The sequence below is a fragment of the Curvibacter microcysteis genome, assembly GCF_028649455.1.
Lineage (GTDB): Bacteria > Pseudomonadota > Gammaproteobacteria > Burkholderiales > Burkholderiaceae_C > Curvibacter > Curvibacter microcysteis.
Map to the genome: position 1 here is coordinate 172,511 of NZ_JAQSIO010000005.1, position 23,712 is coordinate 196,222.

Annotated in this window: 18 protein-coding genes; 8 read left to right on the plus strand and 10 right to left on the minus strand. The window is 64.3% G+C overall.

Going from position 1 to position 23,712, the window contains the following annotated elements; all coding sequences use genetic code 11:
* Nucleotides 1-60: 60 nt before the first annotated feature.
* Genes PSQ39_RS14970 through PSQ39_RS14995 form a run of 6 tightly spaced genes read right to left on the minus strand, consistent with a single transcriptional unit; the run spans nucleotide 61 to nucleotide 10,594 of the window.
* Nucleotides 61-6,672: an Hpt domain-containing protein gene (locus tag PSQ39_RS14970; protein ID WP_273927625.1), complete on the minus strand. Its 6,612-nt coding sequence runs from the start codon at nucleotides 6,670-6,672 to the stop codon at nucleotides 61-63.
* A 40-nt stretch (nucleotides 6,673-6,712) separates the two neighbouring features.
* Entirely contained in the window at nucleotides 6,713-9,040 is a 2,328-nt protein-coding gene (locus PSQ39_RS14975; protein WP_273927626.1) for a methyl-accepting chemotaxis protein, read from the minus strand.
* Between the two features lie 22 nt (nucleotides 9,041-9,062).
* On the minus strand, nucleotides 9,063-9,608 hold the full coding sequence (locus PSQ39_RS14980) for a chemotaxis protein CheW (protein WP_273927627.1): 546 nt from the start codon (nucleotides 9,606-9,608) through the stop codon (nucleotides 9,063-9,065).
* An 18-nt stretch (nucleotides 9,609-9,626) separates the two neighbouring features.
* Nucleotides 9,627-9,992 (minus strand): response regulator, encoded by a 366-nt coding sequence (locus PSQ39_RS14985; protein WP_273927628.1) that lies wholly within the window; start codon nucleotides 9,990-9,992, stop codon nucleotides 9,627-9,629.
* Nucleotides 9,992-10,390, minus strand: a complete 399-nt coding sequence (locus PSQ39_RS14990; RefSeq protein WP_273927629.1) for a response regulator — start codon at nucleotides 10,388-10,390, stop codon at nucleotides 9,992-9,994. Before PSQ39_RS14990 ends, PSQ39_RS14985 begins: the two co-directional genes overlap by 1 nt.
* A 51-nt stretch (nucleotides 10,391-10,441) precedes the next feature.
* The gene (locus PSQ39_RS14995; protein WP_273967498.1) at nucleotides 10,442-10,594 is read right to left on the minus strand and encodes a rubredoxin; all 153 of its coding nucleotides are present in this window, start codon (nucleotides 10,592-10,594) and stop codon (nucleotides 10,442-10,444) included.
* A gap of 113 nt (nucleotides 10,595-10,707) precedes the next feature.
* Here PSQ39_RS14995 and thiD point away from each other — a divergent pair, with 113 nt between their 5' ends.
* Together thiD and hemL are read left to right on the plus strand one after the other, a co-directional pair.
* Nucleotides 10,708-11,640 (plus strand): bifunctional hydroxymethylpyrimidine kinase/phosphomethylpyrimidine kinase, encoded by a 933-nt coding sequence (thiD, locus tag PSQ39_RS15000; RefSeq protein WP_273927631.1) that lies wholly within the window; start codon nucleotides 10,708-10,710, stop codon nucleotides 11,638-11,640.
* A complete protein-coding gene (hemL, locus tag PSQ39_RS15005) occupies nucleotides 11,624-12,937 on the plus strand; it encodes a glutamate-1-semialdehyde 2,1-aminomutase (protein ID WP_273927632.1) in 1,314 nt (437 codons plus the stop codon). The genes thiD and hemL overlap by 17 nt, the downstream gene beginning before the upstream one ends.
* A gap of 108 nt (nucleotides 12,938-13,045) precedes the next feature.
* On the opposite strand, the gene purH is transcribed toward hemL, so the two are convergent.
* From purH to dusB, 3 genes are all read right to left on the minus strand, one after another.
* Entirely contained in the window at nucleotides 13,046-14,632 is a 1,587-nt protein-coding gene (gene purH, locus PSQ39_RS15010) for a bifunctional phosphoribosylaminoimidazolecarboxamide formyltransferase/IMP cyclohydrolase (RefSeq protein ID WP_273927633.1), read from the minus strand.
* A gap of 74 nt (nucleotides 14,633-14,706) precedes the next feature.
* The gene (locus tag PSQ39_RS15015; protein ID WP_273927634.1) at nucleotides 14,707-14,943 is read right to left on the minus strand and encodes a Fis family transcriptional regulator; all 237 of its coding nucleotides are present in this window, start codon (nucleotides 14,941-14,943) and stop codon (nucleotides 14,707-14,709) included.
* Entirely contained in the window at nucleotides 14,940-15,992 is a 1,053-nt protein-coding gene (gene dusB, locus PSQ39_RS15020) for a tRNA dihydrouridine synthase DusB (protein ID WP_273927635.1), read from the minus strand. The genes PSQ39_RS15015 and dusB overlap by 4 nt, the downstream gene beginning before the upstream one ends.
* Before the next feature lie 169 nt (nucleotides 15,993-16,161).
* Between dusB and PSQ39_RS15025 the strand changes: the two genes are divergently transcribed.
* The 3 genes from PSQ39_RS15025 (at nucleotide 16,162) to PSQ39_RS15035 (ending at nucleotide 17,842) form a co-directional block, all read left to right on the plus strand.
* On the plus strand, nucleotides 16,162-16,632 hold the full coding sequence (locus tag PSQ39_RS15025) for a YqaA family protein (protein ID WP_273927636.1): 471 nt from the start codon (nucleotides 16,162-16,164) through the stop codon (nucleotides 16,630-16,632).
* 86 nt (nucleotides 16,633-16,718) lie between these two features.
* Nucleotides 16,719-17,246, plus strand: coding sequence for an exosortase H (gene xrtH, locus PSQ39_RS15030; RefSeq protein ID WP_273927637.1), 528 nt, complete (start codon nucleotides 16,719-16,721; stop codon nucleotides 17,244-17,246).
* The gene (locus PSQ39_RS15035) at nucleotides 17,243-17,842 is read left to right on the plus strand and encodes an exosortase H-associated membrane protein (protein ID WP_273927638.1); all 600 of its coding nucleotides are present in this window, start codon (nucleotides 17,243-17,245) and stop codon (nucleotides 17,840-17,842) included. Before xrtH ends, PSQ39_RS15035 begins: the two co-directional genes overlap by 4 nt.
* A 21-nt stretch (nucleotides 17,843-17,863) precedes the next feature.
* On the opposite strand, the gene PSQ39_RS15040 is transcribed toward PSQ39_RS15035, so the two are convergent.
* Nucleotides 17,864-18,655, minus strand: a complete 792-nt coding sequence (locus tag PSQ39_RS15040) for a glycosyltransferase family 2 protein (protein WP_273927639.1) — start codon at nucleotides 18,653-18,655, stop codon at nucleotides 17,864-17,866.
* Nucleotides 18,656-19,173: 518 nt separating this feature from the next.
* Between PSQ39_RS15040 and PSQ39_RS15045 the strand changes: the two genes are divergently transcribed.
* The 3 genes from PSQ39_RS15045 to PSQ39_RS15055 all read left to right on the plus strand — a co-directional run bounded on the left by PSQ39_RS15045 (nucleotide 19,174) and on the right by PSQ39_RS15055 (nucleotide 23,702).
* Complete coding sequence (locus PSQ39_RS15045) at nucleotides 19,174-20,811, plus strand: ATP-binding protein (RefSeq protein WP_273927640.1); 1,638 nt, start codon at nucleotides 19,174-19,176, stop codon at nucleotides 20,809-20,811.
* A 216-nt stretch (nucleotides 20,812-21,027) separates the two neighbouring features.
* Nucleotides 21,028-22,587: a type I restriction-modification system subunit M gene (locus tag PSQ39_RS15050; protein WP_273927641.1), complete on the plus strand. Its 1,560-nt coding sequence runs from the start codon at nucleotides 21,028-21,030 to the stop codon at nucleotides 22,585-22,587.
* Entirely contained in the window at nucleotides 22,584-23,702 is a 1,119-nt protein-coding gene (locus PSQ39_RS15055; protein WP_273927642.1) for a restriction endonuclease subunit S, read from the plus strand. Before PSQ39_RS15050 ends, PSQ39_RS15055 begins: the two co-directional genes overlap by 4 nt.
* Nucleotides 23,703-23,712 lie beyond the last annotated feature (10 nt).

A 23,712-nucleotide genomic window follows, 5' to 3' on the forward strand; every position in this document is an offset into this window, starting at 1 on the left:
CCGCCGCCTCGCGCCCCTGCCCCGAGGGGCCAGGCCACAGGCCCGCGACCGAGGCCCCGCTCAGGCGGCGTCGGTGGCGGCGGCCTGGGCCGCGTAGCGGCGCACCAGGCTCAGCAGCTCTTCTTCCGAGTAGGGCTTGCCCAGGTAGTGGTTGACGCCCAGCTCCAGGGCATGCTCGCGGTGCTTGGACGCAATGCGCGAGGTGATCATGACGATGGGCAGGTCGCGCAGGGCTGCGTCGTGGCGGATGTTGCGGGTCAGGTCAAAGCCGTCCATGCGCGGCATCTCGATGTCCGACAAGACCACCACCGGCCGTTCTTCCTGCAAGCGCTCCAGCGCCTGCAAGCCGTCTGAAGCCAGGGCCACACGGTAGCCTTCGCGCTGCAGCAGGCGCTGGGTGACGCGGCGCACGGTGATGGAATCGTCCACCACCAACACCAAGGGCACCTGGGCCAGGGCCGCACCGGCAGACGGACTGGCCGCAGCCGGCAGATCGGGGTTTTGCGGGTCCAGCGCGGCCTGCTCTGCCTGGGCCAGGCGCTGTTGCTCGGTGGTGCGCCGGATCTGATCGCCATACACCGTGGCCAGGGCCACCGGGTTGTAAATCATCACCACCGCGCCCGAAGCCAGCACCGACATGCCGGCCAAACCGGGCAAGCGCGCCAACTGCGGGCCCAGGTTCTTGACCACCACTTCCTGGTTGCCCAGCACTTCATCGACGTGCACCGCGATGCGCTGGGCCGCACTGCGGAAAATCACCACCGGGCGCGTGCGCGCCGCCGGCTCAGCCGCCGAAGGCGCGATTTGCAGCAAGGCGCTGGCGGTGAAGAAGGGCACCCATTCCACGCCCAGATCGAACTGAGCGGACTGGTAAGACGCCCCCAACTCCTCGGGGCCAACACGGCGCACGATCTCCACCAAACTGGCGGGCACGCCCACCGTGACCTGGCCGCAGCGCAGCATGACCACCTGGGTCACCGCCGTGGTCAGGGGCAGCACCAGCTTGAACTGGCTGCCTTCACCAGCGCGGGTGTGGGTCTCGATGCGGCCCCCCAAGGCATTGACCTCGGTGCGCACCACGTCCATGCCGATGCCGCGCCCGGCCAGCTCCGTCACCTCGGTCATGGTGGTGAAACCGGGTGTGAAGATCAACTGGGCCGCATCCTCGTCGGACAGGGCCTGCCCCGGCGACAACAGGCCTTGGGACTCGGCCCGGGCGCGGATGCGCGCCAGGTCCAGCCCCGCACCATCGTCGGCAAACTCCACCGACACGTCGTTGCCGCTTTGCGCCACCGCAATGGTGATGGTGCCGGCCGCCGGCTTGCCTTCGGCCAGGCGCTGCTCGGGCAGCTCCACGCCGTGGGCCACCGCATTGCGCAGCAGGTGCTCGAAGGCGGGCGTCATGCGGTCCAGCACACCCCGGTCCATCTCGATGCTGCCGCCCGTGATGTCGAGCTTGATCTGCTTGCCTGTCTCCTTGGCCGACTGGCGCGCGATCGCGTACAGGCGCTCGGACACGCCGTCAAACTCCACCATGCGGGTGCGCAGCAGGTCGCGCTGCAGCTCGCGGGCCTGGCGGGCCTGGGCGATCAATTCGTCTTCCGTGCCTTCCACCGTGCGCTGCAGATTGCGCTGCACCGTGGCCACGTCGTTGACCGACTCGGCCATCATGCGGGTCAGTTCCTGCACGCGGGTGAAGCGGTCGAACTCCAGCGGATCAAAGCCCGCTGCGCTGTCCTTTGCCTGCGCCAGACGCGACTGCATCTGCGACTCGGCCTGCACCTCGATGTCACGCAGCTGTTGACGCAAGCGGTCCAGGTTGCCCGTCAGCTCGCCCAGCGAGCCCCGCAGCTGGCCCATGCGGGCTTCCAGGCGCGAGCGCGAAATCATCACCTCGCCGGCCTGGTTGACCAGGCGGTCCAGCAGTTGCGAGCGCACGCGCACCGACTGCCCCGACAAGGCTTTGGCCGGCAGCAGTTGCACCGTGGGCGGGAAATGCAGCACCGGGGCGGCGGCGACCGGCTCGGCGACGGCCTCGGGCAAGGCGCTGTCGGCCACCGGAAGGTCGACCGGCGTGAGCGCGGCTTCAGCGGCCTGCTGGCTGTAGTCGCGCAAGGCATCAAAGCTGTCTTGCATGGCGTCAAAGCGGGCCATCAAGGTGTCCAGCGCGGCGGCATCGGCCCCGTCTTCACCCAGGCCTTCGATCAGCGACTCCATGCGGTGCGCCATCTCGCCCAGGCGCAAGGCCCCGGCCAGGCGGGCACTGCCCTTCAGGGTGTGCAGCAAACGCAGCACCTCGGGGCGTTCGGAGGAGCGGCCCGCCGCGCCTTGCCAATGGCGCAGGCTGGCGCCCAGGCGCGGCAGCAACTCCAGCGCTTCTTCTTCAAAAATCGGGAACAGGTCGGGGTCGATCACGTCGACCGCATCGATGTCGTCCTCCAGTTCGGCACGGGCTGGGGCGCTGACCGGCGCAGGTGCGGGGACCAGGGGCTCGGGTGCTGCTTCCAGATGGGCATCGGACTCGACCTCAGGCGCTGGTTCAGACGCCGCCTGGGGTTCGGACTCGGCCTCGGGCTGCGGCGCCAACTCTGCCTGGGGTTCAGACACGGGTTCGGGTTCAGGCAGCGGTTCCGGGTCCGGTTCAGGTTCTGGTTCTGCTGCGGCCTCCAGCAGGTCCACGGGATCGGCCAGGTCAGCCGGCGTGTCGGCCAGATCGTCGAGGCCGGTGTCCGGCGCGCTGGTCAGCCCGGGCTCGGTCTGCTCGACCTCGACCTCGACTTCAGCCTCAGCCTCAGCCGCAGGGGCGACTTCGCTGAGCGCATCAGGCGCGTTCAAGGCCTCATCGAAGGCCGGCTCATTGGAGGCCGGCTCGCTGAGCAGCTCGGACAGATCCAGAGGCTCCTCATCCAGCGTCAAATCCGGCAGCAGGGGGGCTTCGGCCTCCGGCTCGGTGGCGAGGATGTCCAGCAGGGCCTGCACGACCTCGGCCTGGGGCTCTTTGAGGAAGCCCGCAGCGAACTGGTGCAGCAGGCGCCGGATCTCGTCGGCGGCATCCACAAAGGCTTGCGCCTGCTGGCTGCGGCCCTGGCTTTGCAGCTGCACATGTTGCAACGCATGCTCCAGCGTGCGGGCCAGGGCGGACAAAGACTTGAAGCCCACGGTGCCGGAACTGCCCGCCAGCGAGTGCGCGTAGGTGATGGCGTTGTCGGGCACAGGCTCGTGCAGCTCCAGCGCCCACTCACCCAGGCTGGTTTGCAGGCGGCGCGACCACTCGTCGGCCTCATTGAGGTAGACGTTGTAGAGCGGAATGCTCAGGCGCAGATCGCCAATCACCTTGATGGATTCGTTGGCAATGGCCTCGGCAAACACGGTGTCGGGGCCCGCCACGGCGTCCGCGGAGGCCTCGGGCGCAGGCGCTGGCGCCGCCACCGGGCTGGCCCCGGGCAGGATGTAGGGCGCGGGCTCCAGGCGCAAGTCAAAGTCAAATGGCGCCTCGGTCTCGGCGGGCGCTTCCTCGTCGCTGGCGGGCGGCGGGGCGTCGGCGGACGACAGGTCCAGATCCGGCAGGTCCAGGTCGGGCAGGTCGCTGGGCCAGGCGGGACTGGAGCTCGCCGGGGCCGACTCGGGGCTGGCGAATTCGGGCGCGGTGGGCAGCTCGGGGTTGAGGGCTTGCTCCAGCGCTTGCTCGATCGGGTCCACCGCGGGCGTTTCGTCCAGGCCGGCCTGCAGTTCGGCCTCGAACTGCGCGAAGTCGATGTCGTCCACCTGCCAATCGACGGCGGTCGGCGTGGGCTCGGTCGCTGCGGCGCGGTCTTGCGGGTCCAGCAGGCGGGTGGGCGCGAAATCGGGCAGTGGCTCGTCCTCGGCCGGGGCGGCAGGCGGCGCGATCTCCGGCAGGTCCAGCGAAAACGCATCGGGCAGCAGGTCGACCGCTTCGGGCTCGGGCAAGGCCAGCTCCGGGGCGTCCTCGGCGGGGGGCGCCGGGGGCAAACCAAAGTCCAGCGCGAAGTCGAGATCGGCAAAGTCGGGTTCGGTCGCGGGCGCGGGCAGCAGTTCGGCGTCCTCGCCAGAACCGACATCGAGTTGGGCCGCGAGCTCGGGCTCGGGCAGATCGAGGGCCGGCAGTTCGGGCAGCGCCGGCAGATCAGGCAATGCATCGCCCCCCTCCACCAGCGACACCGCGTCGGCGTCGGTGACGGGATCGAGCCCAGCCTCGCTCGCGCCGGCCTCCGCGCCCTCGGACGCAGGCAGCAACAAACGGTCTTCCAGGCGCAGGGCATCCGCCAGCTCGCGCAGCGGCTGAGCGCGCCAGGCTTGGGCCTGGTGGGCGGCGATGTCGTCCGTCCACTGGGCCAACTGGGCCAGCGCATGGCGGCACACGCTCAGCAAGGCGGGGCTGGCGGGCTTTTGCTCGGCCAGCCAAGCGTTGAGCAATTGCTCCAGGGCCCAGGCCGCCTCGCCGTACTCCGTCAGGCCCACCATGCGGGAGCTGCCCTTGAGGGTGTGGAAGGCACGGCGCAGCACGGTCTGCTCGGTCAGTTGGCGGGGCTCGTCGGCCAGGGTGTGGACGGCGGCCTGGCCGGTGCTCAGCACCTCACGGGCCTCCTCCAGAAAGACGTCGATCAGGTCGTCTTCTTCCAGGGCGGGCTCGGGCTCGGCCAAAGCGCCACTGGCGGTGACCGGTGTGGGCACAGGCAGGGCTGGCGCGGCCAGTTCGTCCAGCGCGGCCCACGCGTCCATGGCCGACTCACGGGCTTCGGTGTGGGCCTCATCGGGTTGGGCTTCAAACGCGGCCTGAGGCAGCTCGGCCTGGAAGTCACTGGCGGGCAAGCCTGGCAGCGCGGGCGCTGTGGCCGGAGCGGCCTCATCGAGGTCGGCGGCCGCATCGGTCGGCGCCGCCACCTGTTGGCGCTGGCGTCCGCCCAGGAACTTGAGCTCGCCGGCTTCTTCGTCATAGACGAAGAGCTTGCGCGCCAGGCTGCGCTGGTAGCTCAGCATGTCGATCAAAAAGCCCAGCGCGCCCAGGCTGTTGCCCAGTCGCTCGAAGGTGCCGGCGCGCACGGCGTCGTCGGTCACCTCATCGACCATCAGGCGCTCCACGCTGTCGCGCATGCGCATGGCCGCGTGGGCGGCCTGGTCCAGGCCGAGCACCGACAAGACGCCGCGCATCTGCGACAGCTTGGCGGGCACTTCGCTGAGCACCTGACTGTCGGTGGGTTGGCGGAAGAAGCTGTCCAGGGACTTCTCCACCTCGGTCAGAGTCGAGCGCAGTTCTTCCACCACGCTGCCCATGGTCTGGCGGTCGCTGACGCGGCGGTACAGCTCTTCCATCCAGGGTTCGAGCGCCCCCACCTCATCGCCTTCCAGCACACGCTGCAGGCGCTGGGCCAGGGCGCCAGCGCGCTCGGCCATGACGGCTTCGTCGGTGTCCAGGTCTTGGTAGCAGGCCTGCAAGAACAAAATCGCCGTGGCCACTTCCATGGCCAAGGCCGGGCTGGGCAACTCGCCCTGCTCAGCCGTGACCAGGGCCGTGTGCTGCAGGGCTTCGCCCAGGGCCACGCTGGCCGGGTGCAGCTTGCGCAGGGATTCACCGACCAGGTTGAACTGGTCCACCGCGCTGCGCAGCTTGTTGCGGTCACCGCCCGCCAGGGCCGACCAAGTGTCGGTGGCGGTGGCAATGCGCTTGCGGGCCTGCACCAGCACGGAAGGGTCGAAGCGGCCAAAGCGGCGCGCCTCGTAATCGGCGCTGGGGTGGTCGGCCAGGCCAAAGGCTTCGCGCACCGGGCGCAGCAAGGGGGCCTCGTGCTCGGGCGTCAGCTGGGCCTGGGCGCAGTAGAACAACAGGTCTTGAAACAGGCGCTCGGACACGGCTGCATCGCCGCGAGACAGCGCGGTGTACTGCACCAGCACGCGCGAGATCACGCGTTTGACATACACATCCAGCGGCACCAGCCCCAGGGAAATGCCTTCAAAAAAGCCAGCCGCAACCTTCCAGAACAGCTTGCTGCCCTGGCTGCCGGCATCGGCCAAGCCCGCCGCCAGCTGGCCCATGGCGCGCGCGCCGGCAGGCCGGCCGGTTTTGACCAGGCGCAGCATGGCGTGGTCAAAGCGCGAGCGCACATCAGGGCTGTAGGCCAGGGGCTTGATGTCCTCGGGCAGCGCGGGGTCGGCCAGGCGACGCTCAGGGGTCCAGAGGTCGGCCGGGTGAACCCGCTCTGCGCCCAGCCATTGCTGCACGTCACGGTATTGGGGAAACAGGGCCACGGGCGATACCGCGTGGCCAGCCAGCACGGCTTCCAGGTATTCGCTGATGGCGAAGCTGGCGCGCTCGATGTGGCCGATCACGGTCTCATCGCACAGCTGCGGGCTTTGGATCAGTTTTTGCGCCACACCTTCCATGGCGCGCAGCATCAGGGCCACGGGCGGCTGCCCCACCATCTCGAGCGCACCGGTGGCCTGGTGCAATTGCTGGCGAGCCAGGCGCAAGGCGCTGACATCGGGGGCACTCAGCTCCGCGCCCGCACTTTGCGCGGCCTCGCGCACAAAACGCCGCAGCGCCTTGACCGAGCCCTCAAGGGATTTGCGCAGCTCGTCGAGCACCCAGGCCAAGGGGCCCAGGTCGTGATCCGCGGCATCGGGGCCGACAGAGGCCTCTGCTTCAGTGGGTCGCATGGAGTCGTCCGGTGGGGCGGGAAAGCGGGGCCGTCGTCAATCAGGCGATCTTGAAACGCGCCACGGACTGACGCAGTTCCTCGGCCATGTGGGACAGCTCGCGCACCTGCTGGGCCGTGCTGCGCGTGCCCTCGCCGGTCTGCTCGGTCACCGCAAAAATGTGCTGGATGTTGTCCGCCACCTCGTTGGCCAGGGTGGCTTCGTTCGAAGCCGAGGAGGAAATCTGCTCAATCAGCTCGGCCAGGCGGCGTGACACGCTGTCGATCTCGGTCAGTGCGGTGCCGGCGCTGTCGGACAGGCGCGCCCCTTCGACCACCCCTTGCGTGGAGCGCTCCATGGCGGCCACCGCGTCTTGGGTGTCGGTCTGAATGGCTTTCACCAGGGCCGAAATCTGGCGCGTGGCGTCAGCGGAGCGTTCCGCCAGGCGCTGCACTTCTTCAGCCACCACCGAGAAGCCGCGACCGGCTTCACCGGCCGAGGCGGCCTGGATGGCGGCGTTCAGGGCCAGCACGTTGGTTTGCTCGGTGATGTCCGAAATCAGTTCGGTGATTTCACCGATCTCCTGGGACGATTCGCCCAGGCGCTTGATGCGCTTGGAGGTGTCCTGGATCTGGTCGCGGATGGCGTTCATACCGCCGATGGCGTTTTGCACAGCTTGCAGACCGGAGTCGGCGGCTTGCAGCGACTGGCGCGCCACCGAGGCGGATTCTTGCGCCTGGGCCGACACGCCGTTGATTCGGGTCGCCATGTCCAGCACGGAGCGGCCCGTTTCGCGGATTTCGCGCAGCTGTTCGGTGGAGGCGGCCAGCAGCTCGGTCGAGGTGTTGTCCACCTGGGCCGTGGTCTGGGCCACCCGGGTGGCCGTGTTTTGCACGTTGCCCACCAGCACCCGCAGTTCTTCCACGGTGTAGTTGACCGAGTCGGCGATGGCGCCGGTGATGTCTTCGGTCACGGTGGCTTCTTGCGTCAAATCGCCTTCAGCCACGGTCTGCAATTCGTTCATGAGCCGCAAAATCGCGGCCTGGTTGGCGTCGTTGACGCGCTTGGCTTCCTGCTCTTGGCGCTGCGCTTCGAGCTGCTGCAACTCGGCTGAGGTCTGGCGGTTGCGGCTGTCGAGCAGCTGCACGCGGGCCAAGCCGAAGGCGCAGATCAACACGAAGAACGACGCCACCACCAGGGACAGGATGGAGGTCAGGCTCAAACCGGTTTGCGAAGACAGACGACCTTGCAGCTCTTCGAGGTCGCGGCGCAGCGGCTCGCTGTCGCCCAGGATGGCCGCCTGGGCCTCGCGTGCCGACACCAGGCCTTGCAGGTTGCCCAGAATGGCGCCGGCCTGGGTTCGGGTCTGCTCGTAGACCTTGATCAGGGCTTCCAGTTGCTCGCGGGTCTGGCCGTCCTTGGACGAGCCCAGGCGCAGCTCGGGGCTGCCGTTGAGCAGGCCCTGGGCGATTTCGCGGAAGGAGTTCAAGTCCTTGCCCAGCAAGAACACCGCCTCAGGGCTGACGCCCTCTGTGGTCTGGAACTCGTTGGCCGACTTGCCAATGCGCTGGGTCAGCATCACCAACTGGCCGGCGGCCGAGATTTCCGAGGCTGGTGCGTTCTGCTGCAGCTTCAGGGAGGAGATGGTCTCAGCGATTTCCAGCAAGTCCGCAGACTGGCGGTTGATGGTGCGCAGCGCGTCGCCCACCTGGGTCAGGATTTTTTGCTGGCCCATGACCACGCCAGCATTGCGCTCGGCGCGCTCGATCAGGGGCATGACCTTGTCGAGCTCAGGCTTGAAGCTGTCGTTCAGGGGCTCCAGCCGCATTTGCTCGTCACCCGAGCCCAGGCCACGCACGGCCTTGACCAGCACGCCCGAGCTTTCGACCACGTCGGGGAAGGCCTGGGGGCTGCCCACCAGCGCCTGCGACACCGACTTGGCCAAGCGTTGCGACTGCATCAGCGACTGGCCGGTGGCGGCGAGCTGCTGGGCCACTTTGTCGGCCTGGCTCAGCGCATAACCGGCGATGGCGGCCAGCACCAGCATGGCCACCCCCAGCAAGATGAACAAGATGCGCTGATGGCGCGCCACCGAGCCACGGCCCAGCAGGGGCAGGTCGATCAGGCCTTCGGTCGCGTCCTTGATGTCGGACTCGGCCAAGCGGGTTTCAGCAAAGCCCCCGACGCGGTTGTCCATCTCGGTGCTGGGCGCCAGGGACTCCGGCAAGGACAGGCCCGACTCCTGATGGGTGTCATGGCGTGCGCCAAAAGCCTGCTCGGTGATGGCCTCGTCCTGACGCGTATCAGGCACCCCGATGGACACCGAGGAATCGGCCTCCGTCGAGGTCTTCTTGGCAAACAGCTTTCCTAATTTGTCGACAAATGACATGGCACGACCTTGGCTGAAAAACTCAGGCACTGATACTGAGGAACTGGGCGGATTGCGACAGCAGCTGGAGTTTGATCTCCTGCCAGCGGTCGCCTTGGGCATCGGTGTAGACCCCGCCCAAAAAGGCCGGCGCGCCGGGCTCTGGGGGGGTGGAAGAGACAAAGGCGTCGGGGCTGCGCAAGCCGGCCAGACGGTCCACCACCAGGGCGGCATTGACGTCGAGGGCGGTGTTGAGCGCCAGCAGGCTGCAGCTGGATTGGGCCAGCTCGGTGCGCGGCAGCGGGCGGGGGGCACCCGACCAGGCCTCGGCCAGGAAGGCCGAGAGATCCACAATGCCGGCCAGGCTGCCACGCAGATTGGCCACGCCCCAGAACCAGGCCTGGGTGTAGGGCACGGCCTGCACCGGTGCCCAGGGGAAGATCTCGCCCGACTGGGCCAAGGGCATCAGGTAGCGGCCCGCGCCGGCTTCGACCGCCAACCAGGCAATGGAGGGGCCATCTGACTGAGCCGCTTGCAAACGCACCGCGAGACGGCTCTGGAGTTCACGAAGGGCTTCACGATTGGCCATTGCGATTGGGTTCTGCGCTCAGTTCAGCGCGTTGATCTTGGCTTTGAGTTCCGCTGGATCGACCGGCTTGGTGATGTAGCCCCTCGCCCCTTGGCGCAGGCCCCAGACCCGGTCGGTCTCTTGGTTCTTGCTGGTGCACATGATGATGGGCACGTCGGCGAACTTGGGGTCGCGGCTGATCGAGCGGGTCAGCTGGAACCCGTTTTGCCCGGGCATGACCACGTCCATCAGGATCAGGTCGGGCTTGTCTTCGGCCAGGCGCTTGAAAGCCTCATCGGCGTTCTCGGCCGTGCGCACTTGCATGCCATTCTTTTGCAGCAGATCGGACAAAAACAGCAACTCTGTTTTTGAATCGTCCACGATCAGCACCTTGTGAATGGGCATCACCTCGCTCCTTGGGTCTGCATGCCGAACTGCCGCACAGCTTGCAGCAGTTGGTCTTTGGTAAATGGTTTGGTGAGGTAGTCCTGACAGCCCACCATGCGGCCGCGCGCCTTATCGAACACGCCATCCTTGGAAGACAGCATGACCACCGGCGTGGCCGCAAAACGCTCATTGCGCTTGATGATGGCACACGTTTGGTAGCCATCCAGCTTGGGCATCAGGATGTCGCAAAAGATCAGTTGAGGCTCGTAGTCGCTGACTTTGGCCAACGCGTCGAAACCGTCGTCGGCGAGCATGACCTCATAGCCGCCCTGCTTCAGAAAAATTTCGGCGCTGCGCCGGATGGTGTTGCTGTCGTCCACCACCAGGACCTTGAGTCCTGAACTGTCACCGGGCATCAATGGGTTCCTCCTGTCGCCAGATTCGACGCCAGCAAGGGAGTCAGCTTGTCAGATCTGGACCATTTCAAAATCTTCTTTGCGGGCGCCGCACTCGGGGCAAGTCCAGTTCATGGGGACTTGTTCCCAGGGGGTGCCGGGGGCAATGCCCTCTTCCGGCGAGCCTGTCGCTTCGTCGTAAATCCAACCGCAAATAAGACACATCCAAGTTTTATTATCAGTCACAGCTTAAAGGGCCTTCAATTAGAATGCAACGATTGTATCGAGTCCTGCGGCAGGTTCTGCCACCCTGCAAAGGCTGCCCTTTTCCGGACTTCATGACCACGTTCACCCCCCCCGAATCCCCCCTTCTGACCTCTGACGAAGAAGGCACGCCCGCCTGTGTCATGGTGTTCAACGGCAGCGATCCCAGCGGCGCGGGTGGCCTGGGGGCCGACATCACCACCATCGCCTCCGTGGGCGGACACGCGCTGCCCGTGGTCACGGGTGCGTACATCCGAGACACGGCAGAAATCTTTGACCACGCGGCCTTTGACGACGAAGTCGTCACCGAGCAAGCCCGCACCGCCCTGGAAGACATGCCGGTGCAGGTGATCAAGGTGGGCTTTGTCGGCGACCCGGAAAACATCAGCGCCATCGCCAGCATCAGCGCCGACTACCCAGACATCCCGCTCGTGGCCTACATGCCCAACCTGTCGTGGTGGGAAGAAGACCGCATCGACAGCTACCTCGATGCGTTTGCTGAGCTGCTGCTGCCCCAGACCTCGGTGTTGGTCGGCAACCACAGCACCTTGTGGCGCTGGCTGCTGCCCGACTGGAGCCATGAGCGCTCGCCGACCGCGCGTGACATCGCCGCGGCGGCATCTGAAAAAGGCGTGCCCTACACCCTGGTGACCGGCATCCCCCTGCCCGACCAGCATGTGGACAACGTGCTGGCCAGCCCGCAGACCACGCTGGGCCATGTGCAGTTCGAACTGTTTGACGCGGTGTTTGCCGGCGCTGGCGACACCTTGTCCGCGGCCCTGGCCGCCCTGCTGGCCACGGGCATGGACCTGGGCGAGGCGACCAGCGAAGCCTTGAGCTACCTGGACCGCTGCCTGGACTCGGGCTTTCGACCGGGCATGGGCCATGTGGTGCCCGACCGCCTGTTCTGGGCTCAGCCCGAAGACGACGAAGAAGACGACGACCCCACCGAGCCCAGCGACCCGCTGGCCGGTTTTGTGATTCCACCCCATGACACCAAGCACTGATCTGAACCTGCCCCTGTTCGAACGCGCCAAGCGCGTCATCCCCGGCGGCGTGAACTCGCCGGTTCGCGCTTTCCGCGCCGTGGGCGGCACGCCCCGCTTTGTGAAGCGCGCCGAGGGCGCCTACTTCTGGGACGCCAACGACCAGCGCTACATCGACTACATCGGCTCCTGGGGCCCCATGATCCTGGGTCACGGCCACCCGGCCGTGCTCGAAGCCGTGCAAAAGGCCGCATTGGATGGCTTCTCCTTCGGCGCCCCAACCGAGCGCGAAATCGAACTGGCCGAAGAAATCCTCGGCCTCATGCCCTCGATGGACATGGTGCGCCTGGTCAGCTCGGGCACCGAAGCCGGCATGAGCGCGATCCGCCTGGCGCGCGGCGCCACCGGCCGCAGCAAGCTGATCAAGTTTGAAGGCTGCTACCACGGCCACGCCGATGCGCTGCTGGTCAAGGCCGGTTCCGGTCTGGCCACCTTTGGCACCTCGACCAGCGCGGGTGTGCCCCCTGAAGTGGTGCAACACACCCTGGTGCTCGAGTTCAACAACATCGCCCAACTCGAAGAAGCCTTTGCCGTGCACGGCCGCGAACTGGCCTGCCTGATGATCGAGCCGATCGCCGGCAACATGAACTTTGTGCGCGCCTCGGTGCCCTTCATGAAGCGCTGCCGTGAGCTGTGCACCGAATACGGCGCGCTGCTGATCCTGGACGAAGTGATGACCGGCTTCCGCGTCGCGCTGGGCAGCGCGCAAAGCGTGTACGCCCAGTCCATCCCGGGCTTCAAGCCCGACATCACGGTGCTGGGCAAGGTGATTGGTGGCGGCATGCCGCTGGCGGCGTTTGGCGCCCCGCGCGCCATCATGGAACACCTGGCGCCCTTGGGCGGCGTCTACCAGGCCGGCACCCTGTCGGGCAACCCGGTGGCGACGGCCTGCGGCTTGACCACCTTGCGCGAGATCCGCAAGCCTGGCTTTTTTGAAGCCCTGTCGGCCCGCACCCAAAGCCTGGTCGACGGCCTGCGTGCCGCTGCCGCGGCCGAAGGCGTGGCCTTCAGCGCCGACTGCCAGGGTGGCATGTTCGGCTTCTTCCTGCTGCCCGAGCTGCCGCAGAACTACGCCAAAGTCATGACCAGCGACAGCCCGCGCTTCAACCGCCTGTTCCACGGCCTGCTGGACCGTGGCGTCTACATCGCTCCAGCGCTGTACGAAGCCGGTTTTGTCAGCGGCGCCCACACCGAGGCCGACATCGCCGAGACCGTGGCTGCCGCGCGCGCCGTGTTCAAGGAACTGGCCGCCGGCTGAGCACCCCACACGCGTCGGCCGCGCAGCCGACACGTCCAAGCAAAAAGCGGCCCGCAGGCCGCTTTTTTTCGTCCGGGGGCAGCAGGCCAGGGCCCGCTGCGTCAGACCTCAGTGGCGGAAGTGGCGCACACCGCTGAACACCATGGCCACGCCACGCTCGTTGGCGGCGTCGATCACTTCCTGGTCGCGCATCGAGCCACCGGGCTGGATCACGCAGGTGGCACCTGCGTCCACCACCACGTCCAGGCCGTCACGGAAGGGGAAGAAGGCGTCGCTCGCCACGGCCGTGCCTTGCAGGCTCAGGCTGGCGTGGCCGGCCTTGATGCTGGCGATGCGGGCCGAGTCCAGGCGGCTCATTTGGCCAGCGCCCACCCCCATGGTCATGCCGCCCTTGCAGAACACAATGGCGTTGCTCTTGACGTACTTGGCGACCTTCCAGGCGAACAGCAGGTCTTGCAGTTCTTCGGCCGTGGGCTGCTTGGTGGTGACGACCTTGAGGTCGGCCAGTTGCAGCTCGTGGTTGTCGGCGGTCTGCATGAGCAGGCCCGAGCCAATGCGCTTGACGTCGACCAGGTTCTGGCCCTTGTCCCAGGCGGTGCTGCCACCCGTGGGCAGCGCGATCTTGAGCAGGCGCACATTGACCTTGCTCTTGAAGACTTCCAGCGCTTCGACGCTGAAGTCAGGCGCCATCAGCACTTCCACAAATTGCTTGCTGACTTGCTGCGCGGCCACGCCGTCGAGCGGGCGGTTGAAGGCGATGATGCCGCCGAAGGCCGAGGTCGGGTCGGTCTGGAAAGCCTTGCTGTAGGCCTCGAGCGGGTTGGCGCCCACGGCCACGCCGCAGGGGTTGGCGTGCTTGACGATGACGCAGGCAGGCGCGTCGAAGCTCTTCACGCATTCCCACGCAGCGTCGGCGTCGGCGATGTTGTTGTAGCTCAGTTCCTTGCCTTGCACCTGGGTGGCCGTGACCAGCGAGCCCGGCGCCGGGTACAGGTCCCGGTAGAAGGCGGCTTGCTGGTGCGGGTTCTCGCCGTAGCGCAGGTCTTGCAGCTTGACGAAGCGGCCATTGCTCTGGGCCGGGAACAACTGCTGCGAAGGCGTGTTGTTGCCTTCTTCAAAGTTCAGTGCCGACAGGTAGTCGCTGATGGCGCCGTCGTATTGGCTGATGCGGTTGAAGGCGGCCACCGACAGGGCAAAACGGGTCTTGTCGGTCAGCTTGCCGGCGCTCTTGAGCTCGGCCAGCACGCCGGCGTATTGCGACGCGTCGGTCAGCACGCCCACGTCCTTCCAGTTCTTGGCGGCGCTGCGCACCATGGCCGGGCCACCGATGTCGATGTTCTCGATCGCGTCTTCCAGCGTGCAGCCGGGCTTGGCCACGGTGGCTTCAAACGGGTAGAGGTTGACCACCAGCAGGTCGATGGTGTCGATGCCGTGCGCGGCCAGGGCGGCCATGTGCTCGGGCACGTCGCGGCGGGCCAGCAGGCCGCCGTGCACCTTGGGGTGCAGGGTCTTGACGCGGCCGTCCAGCATTTCAGGGAAGGCGGTCACTTCAGCCACTTCGGTGACCGGCAGGCCTTGTTCGGCCAGCAGCTTGGCGGTGCCGCCGGTGGAGATCAGCTTGATGCCGAGGGCATGCAGTTCCCGGGCCAATTCGACGATGCCGGTCTTGTCGGAAACAGAGAGGAGTGCGTTCATGCGAGGTCTTCTGGTTGGAATGTGGAAAGGGGGTGGTGACCAGGCCGGAGCCGGGCCACCTGCAGTTCAAAAAGTCATTTGAGCAATTGGTGCTCGAGCAGCTTCTTGCGCAAGGTGTTGCGGTTCAGGCCCAGCCATTCGGCGGCGCGCGACTGGTTTTGCTCGGCCTGGGCCATGACCACTTCCAGCAGCGGCTTTTCGACCAAGCGGATCAGCATGTCGTGCATGCCGTGGGGCTCTTCGCCGTGCAGGTCGCGGAAGTACTCCAGCAGGTTGTCACGGACACAGTCTTCGATGTTCTTATTGCTCATGCAGCGATTTCCATTGTTTCTTCGTCCACGCCCACAGCGGCCGCACCTGCCCACTCCGGCAGGCGCTCCATCCGGTCGCCCAAAGCGTCAAAATACCCCGCCACCGCAGCCCACTGCTGGGCGCTGTCTTCGATGCCATTGATCTGCTGGCGCAAGTCCTCGCCCTGGGGCAAGCCCTTGACGTACCAGCCGATGTGCTTGCGCGCCGAGCGCACGCCGGTGAATTCACCGTACAGGCTGTAGTGCTCCTGCAGGTGCTCGAGCAGCCAGTGCCGCACCTCGGCCACGCGGGGCGGCGCCAGCAGCGTGCCCGTGGCCAGGAAGTGCGCGATCTCGCGGAAGATCCAAGGCCGGCCCTGGGCGGCGCGACCAATCATGATCGCATCGGCCCCGGTGCGCTGCAGCACCTCCAGCGCCTTGTGCGGGCTGTCAATGTCGCCATTGGCCACCACCGGGATGGCGACTGCGGCCTTGACGGCGGCAATCGTCTCGTACTCGGCCTGGCCTTTGTAGCCCTGCTCGCGGGTGCGGCCGTGCACGGTCAGCATTTGCACGCCCACCGACTCGAAGCCCTTGGCCAGCACCAAAGCGTTTTTGTGCTGCTGGCACCAGCCGGTGCGCATCTTTAAGGTGACGGGTACGCGGTGCGGCGCGCAGGCCTCGACCACGGCCTCGGCAATGGACAGGGCCAGCGACTCGTCCTGCATCAAGGCCGAGCCGGCCCACTTGTTGCACACCTTCTTGGCCGGGCAGCCCATGTTGATGTCGATCACCTGGGCGCCGCGCTCGATGTTGTAGACCGCAGCGTCGGCCATCATCTGGGCTTCGGTGCCGGCGATCTGCACCGCGATCGGCTCTTTTTCACCCTCGTGATTGGCGCGGCGGGACGTCTTCAGGGAGTTCCACAAATCACGGCGGGAGGTCACCATCTCGCTGACCGCGTAGCCCGCCCCCAGCGATTTGCACAGCTGTCGGAAAGGCCGGTCCGTGACCCCCGCCATGGGGGCCACAAACAAGGAATTTTCAAGCGACAGGTGACCAATCTGCATGGATCAGGCAGGTTTTGCGGGTGACGGGGGGAGAGGTGCTGCATGCCGGAGCATGCTGAAAAATGAGGCATGATTGTAGCTGCTTAATTTTTCAGCAATTGAAATGGGCTTTTGGCCCGCCTCCGCCACCCCCAACAAGGGGTTTGCGCGATGCCTATACTGAGCGCCCATGCAAGCCTGGATCGACACCCTGCTCCACCTCTTGGCCCTGCCCGAGTTGGGCCTGAGCACGCTGTTCGTGGTGTCGTTCATCTCGGCCACCTTGCTGCCCCTGGGCTCGGAGCCCGCCTTGTTCGGCCTGCTCAAGCTCAACCCGGATTTGTTCTGGCCCGCCATCGCCGTGGCCACCGCCGGCAACACGTTGGGCGGCGCTGTGGACTGGTGGATGGGCTACGGCGCCCACAAGGCGATGGACCACTACCACCGCTCGCCCCACCACCTGCGGGTGCTGAGCTGGCTGCAGCGCCTGGGGCCCAAGGCCTGCCTGCTGAGCTGGCTGCCCCTGCTGGGCGACCCCCTGTGCGCCGTGGCCGGCTGGCTGCGCCTGCCGTTTTGGCCCTGCGTGGGCTGGATGCTGATCGGCAAGTTCCTGCGCTACCTGGGCATGACCGTGGGGCTGCTGTACCTGTTCCCGAACTGAGCCTCCGTTAGAGCAATGCAGGTGCCCGCCCGGGCCACTGTGCGCTACAGTCAGCGCTCTGCAACTCCGAGGGAGGGCACCGCCCCATGGTGCGTTTTTTTCTGATTTTTCTGGCCCTGCTGGTGGCCTTGTTCGTCGGCGAACTGACCCCACCGGCGCAGCAGTGGCTGGTCCTGCCCTGGACGTCTTTCCTGGCCAGCGCCAGCGCCTTCCTGGTGCAGTTGTTTGATGCCAATGTGGTGTCGTACGGTAAGATTTTGCAGAACGCCAAGACGGGCATCGGGGTCTCGATCGAGGCCGGCTGCAACGGGGTCGAAGCCTGCCTGATCCTGCTGGCGGCGCTGCTGGCCTACCCGGCACGCTGGTCGGCCAAGCTGGTGGGCTTGGCCCTGGGCTTTGTCGCCATCCAGGCCCTGAACCTGCTGCGCATCATCTCGCTGTTCTACCTGGCGGGTTGGAACACCCAGGCTTTTGAGTTTGCCCACCTGTACTTGTGGCAAGCCCTGATCATGCTCGACGTGCTGGTGGTCTGGCTGGTCTGGATGCGCTGGGTGGCGCGGCAGGACTTTCGCCGCCAACACCTGAATGACGCGCCCTCAGGGGTCGCCCCATGAAGCCCGGCTTCAGCGTCATCAGCGGCTTTTTTGTGCGGGCCCTGCTCTGGCTGGTGCCCTGCCTGGCCCTGTGGTATGCGGGCCGCCACTATGTGGTGCTGGCGCCGGCCTGGCTGGCCGAGTTCACCATGCACAACCTGTTCCCGTTCTGGGTTCATGGCTCTGAATTGCAAGGCACCCAACAGGTGCTGCTGACAGGCCTGAGCGTGGCTATGCCCGGCGGCCGACTGGCCGACGTGACGCCCGAAGCCAATGTGCTGACCTACGCCTATGGCGCGCCGCTGCTGGCAGCCCTGTTCCTGGCCGTGCGCTCGCCCGGGTGCTGGTGGAAGATCCCGCTGGGCTGGCTGATGCTGCTGCCCTTCCAGGCCTGGGGTGTGTGCTTCACCTGGCTGCTGCAGTTGGGCGTGCACATGGCCGATGCCACGCGCAGCCAAACCCGTTTTGATGCCTTCGACACCAACCTGATCGGTGCGGGTTACCAAATCGGCTTCTTGCTGCTGCCCACGCTGGCCCCCATCCTGATCTGGCTCGCACTGGACCGGAGACTGATCCAACAGGTGCTGATCGAAGGGGCGCTGAGCGCGGGTGAGTGAAGCGCCGCTCCGTCGGTTGGCTCAGCGGCCCAGCCGCTGCCAGAGCTTGAGCGCGTAAAACTCCAGCACCCCGCGCTGACGCCGGTAAGTGCTTTGCGACTCGGCATAGGCGGCCAGCATCTGAGGCCGCGTGCAGGCACTGATCAGGCTGGGCCCGCCGACCCGCCGCGCCACCACCGGTTCGGCCAGGGCCACATGGCCGGCCTGGCGCACGGCGCGCATGAAGAAATCAATGTCCTCGTACACCGGCATGGTGGTGCTGAAGCCGCCCGTGGCCTGAAAAGCCTCACGCCGGATCACACAGGTGCTGCACACCAGCAAGGCCGGCCCGAACAACAGGCGGGCCACCACGCGCAGCGAGGACGGCCCCCGCGCCAGCCAGGCCACGGCCTGCTCGAAATAGGCCCGCTCTTCCTCGACCCGGCGCGCATCCTCTCCAAAGGGCTGGGGCGCGCTGATCAAGACCCCGGCACTCGATGCGCTGAGCTGGGCGCAGGCCCGGGCCAAGGCCTCAGGCAAGGCCCGGTCGTCGTCGTCCAGAAAGTACAGCAGCGGCGCCCGCGCCAGCGCAGCGCCCCGGTTGCGCAGCACCGCCGGGTGGCCGCCGGTGGGCGGCTGGTGCAGCAGGTAGCTGACCCTCGGGTCGTTCAACCCTTCGATCACCGCACGGGCGCTGCCCTCCGGGCTGTCGTCCAGCACAAAGACCTCCACCTGCAGACCGGGCACCGCGAGCGCACTGTGCACCGCGTCCAGCAACATGGCTTCGCGGCGGAAGGTGGGGATGATGATGCTGAGGTCGGGTGAGGGGTTCATCGCGGGACTGGAAACAAAAAAGGGGGCGGGCGCTACCAACGCGCCCCTTCACCAGCGGCCCGTACCGTTCGATCATTGAGCCAACGGCACGGTGACGGTTTTTTTGGGGTTATTAGCGTGTCATGAAAATCAGAGATCCGCAGAAATTCGAGTCAGCTCGACGGCACCGCAAGTCGCCTCAAAAGGCGGAATCAAGACAGGCATGACCGGATCCTCAGTGCGGCTCCCACTGTTAGACTTGGACGACCAACCCAACGTCTTGCGCAAACTCAGACAGAGGCTCGTTATCAAGCGTCGGCACTTTTGATCGTTGCGAGAAAGGTCATCCAACCATGTTGGGACTATAAAGGCACTTTTTGTCAAAGACCAACGCGCATGAAACCCCGCCACATCACCTCAGACCGCAGCGGAGGTTTTAGCGCCCCGATGCGGTCGAGTCGGTGATAGCGGCAGAAGCCGAAGTGAAATCAAGCGGTGGGCGAGCAAACAACAACAAGCGCAGCAGAGGAAGGTAGCAAGTGAGCTTGGAAGGACAACTCCTTGACCAGAAGTCCTTGCGGGCCGTGACCGGCAAGACGGCGGACTGGAACGAAATCGCTAAGGACTGCATTGCCTTTGCCAATGCAACGGGTGGCCGTCTACTGCTGGGGATTGAGGATGGGCAGAGCGAGCCCCCAGCCGACCAGCGCATCCCTCCAGACCTGCCTGACACATTGCGCCGCAAGTTGGCAAAGCGCACGGTCAACGTGACGGTGCTGCCGGATGTCACCCTCGCGCCCAATGGCGGCCAGTACATCGAATTGCGCATTCCGCGCGCCATGGCCGTTGCATCCACCACGGACGGCCGCTACTTCTTGCGCGTAGCCGATCAAAGCAAGCCCGTGACGGGCGATGACGTGATGCGCCTCGCCAGTGAGCGTTCCGCATTGCCGTGGGAAACGCAAACCACCTTGCATGTTCCACGTACCGAAATTGATGTCGCCAAACGCGACAAGCTGCTTGCAGCCTTGCGCGCATCGGATCGCGTCAAGCCGTCCGTGAAGGAGAAGTCTGACGACGAACTGCTCGATCACTATCAGCTCGCACAAGGACCAAACCTCACCAACCTGGGCGTGCTCAGTCTCGGTCGCCAGCATCATCGCGCGCAACTGACCACCGCTCCAGTCATCCAGTTCATCAAGTACGACGAGCACGGGCAGAAGGTCAACAAGCTGGTGTGGGACGACCACACGCAAAGCCCGATGGAGTTGATCGAAGTAGTCTGGCAGGAGGTGCCTGACTTCCGCGAGCGCTACGAGCTGCCCGATGGCCTGTACCGCCAGAACGTGCCTGCCTTTGATGAAATCGTGGTGCGCGAATTGTTGGTCAACGCGTTGGTGCACCGTCCCTACACCCAGCGCGGTGACATTTTTTTGAACCTGCATCCAGACCGGCTGGAAATGGTCAACCCTGGACCGCTACCGCTGGGCGTCTCGCCACAGAACGTGCTCCACACCACGGTACGCCGTAACGAACACCTGGCACGCCTGTTCCATGACTTGAAACTGATGGAGCGGGAAGGCAGTGGCTTCGACAAGATTTTCGAGGTGCTGCTCTCACAAGGCCGCCCGGCTCCCGAGTTGATCGAGAGCCACGACCGTGTGCAGGTGACGGTGCGCCGCCGCATCCTCAAGCCCGAGATCATCGACTTCATTGCGAAGGCAGACCAGACCTATCAGCTCACGCAGCGCGAGCGGATCGCGTTGGGCCTATTGGCGCAGCACGATGCCCTGACGGCGCGCGAGCTGGCAACGTCGCTTGAACTGCCATCGGTTGAAGCATTGCAACCTTGGCTCAAGCGGCTCCTGGACTGGCAGTTGGTGCAAAGCGCCGGCCGCACCCAGGCAACGCGCTACTTTGTTGACCCGAGCCTGCTGCGCAGCCTCCAGTTCACCGGCGAGACCACCCTCAAGCGCATTGAGCCACACCGCCTGGCCGCACTGGTCTTGGAAGACCTGCAGCGCTACCCCAGGTCAGCCATCAGCGACATCCACCAGCGCGTCGGCGGTGAAATCCATCCCAAGCAAGTCAAGCGCGCGCTGGAAGAGCTGATCGAGCGCGGGGACGTCCGGTTTGAGGGCAACAACCGCTGGCGGCGGTACTGGGCGGTGGCATGAACAGTCTATCGGACAACCTGTGTTCTATCGGCGATAGATGGGTGATAGAAGCTGGGCGATACGTCGGCAACCGCCTGAAGAAGCAAGGATTTCTATCGACCCAAGGCGACAAAAGCAGGGAGATAGAACGCGGCCCTCTTGCCGTAACAACCCATTTCCTCCAGTTCAAGCATCGAGCCTGAGCCGGACCCAACGAATCAAAACTGGACTTTTAAGATGACAAGTAACGAACAACGCGCTGCCCTACAGCGCAAGATCTGGGATATCGCCAATGACGTCCGCGGTGCCGTCGATGGGTGGGACTTCAAGCAATACGTACTGGGCACCCTGTTCTATCGCTTCATCAGCGAGAACTTCATCGACTACATCACCGGCGGCGACCCCTCTGTCAATTACGCCGCCATGGCAGACAGTGATCCGAACATCGCGGCCGCCAAAGATGACGCCATCAAGACCAAGGGCTACTTCATCTACCCCAGCCAGCTGTTCGTCAATATCGCGGCCAACGCCAACACCAATGAAAGCCTGAATACCGATCTGGCCAACATCTTTGCCGCTATCGAAGCCTCCGCCAACGGTTACCCCTCCGAGCGCGACATCAAAGGCCTGTTTGCTGATTTCGACACCACCAGCAACCGCCTTGGCAACACCGTCAAAGACAAGAACGATCGACTGTCCAAAGTGCTCAAGCGCGTGGCGGAGCTGGACTTCGGCGGTTTCGATGCTAGCCACATCGATCTGTTCGGGGACGCCTACGAATTCCTGATTTCGAACTACGCGGCTAACGCGGGCAAGTCGGGCGGCGAGTTTTTCACACCGCAGCATGTGTCCAAGCTGATCGCCCAGCTGGCCATGCACAAGCAAACCAGCGTCAACAAGATTTATGACCCCGCCTGCGGCTCCGGCTCGCTGCTGCTGCAAGCTAAGAAGCACTTCGACCAACACCTGATCGAAGACGGGTTCTTTGGGCAAGAAATCAACCACACCACGTACAACCTGGCGCGGATGAACATGTTCTTGCACAACGTGAACTACGACAAGTTCAACATCCAGTTGGGCAACACGCTGGAAGAGCCGCATTTCGCTGACGACCGGCCATTTGATGCCATCGTCTCCAACCCGCCGTATTCGGTGAAGTGGATCGGCAGCGACGACCCCACGCTGATCAACGACGAACGCTTTGCCCCGGCCGGTGTGCTCGCGCCCAAGTCCAAGGCCGACTTTGCCTTTGTGCTGCACGCGCTGAACTACCTTTCCAGCAAAGGCCGCGCGGCGATTGTCTGCTTCCCCGGCATCTTTTACCGGGGCGGTGCTGAGCAGAAAATCCGCCAGTATCTGGTGGATAACAACTACGTCGAATCCGTGATCTCGCTTGCCCCCAATTTGTTTTACGGGACCACTATCGCCGTAAACATTCTGGTACTGGCAAAAAACAAGAAGAACACCACTACTCAGTTCATCGATGCCAGTGGGCTATTCAAGAAAGAAACAAATAACAACGTACTGCTGGAATCGCATATCGAGCAGATCATGGTGGCGTTCGACAGCAAGGCCAACATTGAGCACTTTGCCAAGACCGTTCCCTTAGAACAGGTCGCTGCCAACGACTACAACCTCTCGGTCAGCAGCTATGTGGATGCGAAGGACAACCGCGAGGTAGTAAATATCGTCAAGCTCAATACCGACCTGAAAGCCGCGGTGACCAGAATCGACCAACTGCGAAAAGACATTGATGCCATCGTCGCGGAGATTGAGGGACAGGAGTTCGAAGCATGAGCCAAGCGAACTATTTGGAAAAGCTTCTGGATGGCGTTGGGGTGGAATGGATGCCTCTGACAGATGTCGTTGACTTCAAGCGAGGCGAGCAGCTAAAGCCAACCAACATTATCCCCGGCCCATATCCAATAGTGACCGCCAGCAAAACGGAAGTCGGATCGCATTCCACGTGGAACTTCGGGCCCGTGAGCATCACCATTACGTCGCACGGCGCATATGCAGGCCACGTCAACTATTGGTCAACCCCAATCTGGCTAGCCAATAATGTTTTCCTCTTGTCGCCAAAGATTAAATTGCTTCATAAGTTTCTCTATTATTTCTTGAAAAACAATGAATCAGCAATTCAGGGTCTTGCAAAGGGTGGCGGAGTACCATACTTCAACACGCGTGACGTTGCGCCGCTTTTGATCCCAATCCCCTGCCCGAAAAATCCCAAAAAATCGCTGAAAATCCAAACCGAAATCGTCCGCTTACTGGACAGCTTCACCGAGCTTACCGCTCAACTTCACGCCGAGCTGACTGCCCGAAGAGAGCAATACCATTACTATCGTGATGAGTTATTAAGTTTTGACGATAGTGACGTTGAGTGGAAAACTCTGGAAGAAGTTACAAAAAGTATCGCCTCAGGGCGAAATAAGGATCGAGTTGCAGATGGTCCTGTCCCAGTCTATGGATCGACGGGGCTGATTGGCTTCACTAGCGAAGCAGCGTACTCGGGCGAAGTGCTTCTCGTTGCGCGAGTCGGCGCAAACGCTGGGCGAGTCAATGCGGTATCGGGTAGTTTTGACGTATCTGATAACACTCTCATAGTTCGCCCTAAAGATGAATGGAATATTCGCTTCGCGTTTCATCAGCTAACGCACATGAATCTGAATCAGTATGCGGTGGGAGGAGGTCAGCCACTAGTGACGGGCGGCCTTCTAAAAGGATTGAAAATCCCGTTTCCATCAATGCGGGAGCAAGAGCGAATTGCGGGCATCCTTGATAAGTTCCACACCCTAACAACATCCCTCACTGCAGGCTTGCCTCACGAGATCGAGCTACGCCAAAAGCAATACGAATACTACCGTGATCTACTGATGAGCTTTCCAAAGCCGGAAGAGGTGAAGGCATAACATGGGAAAG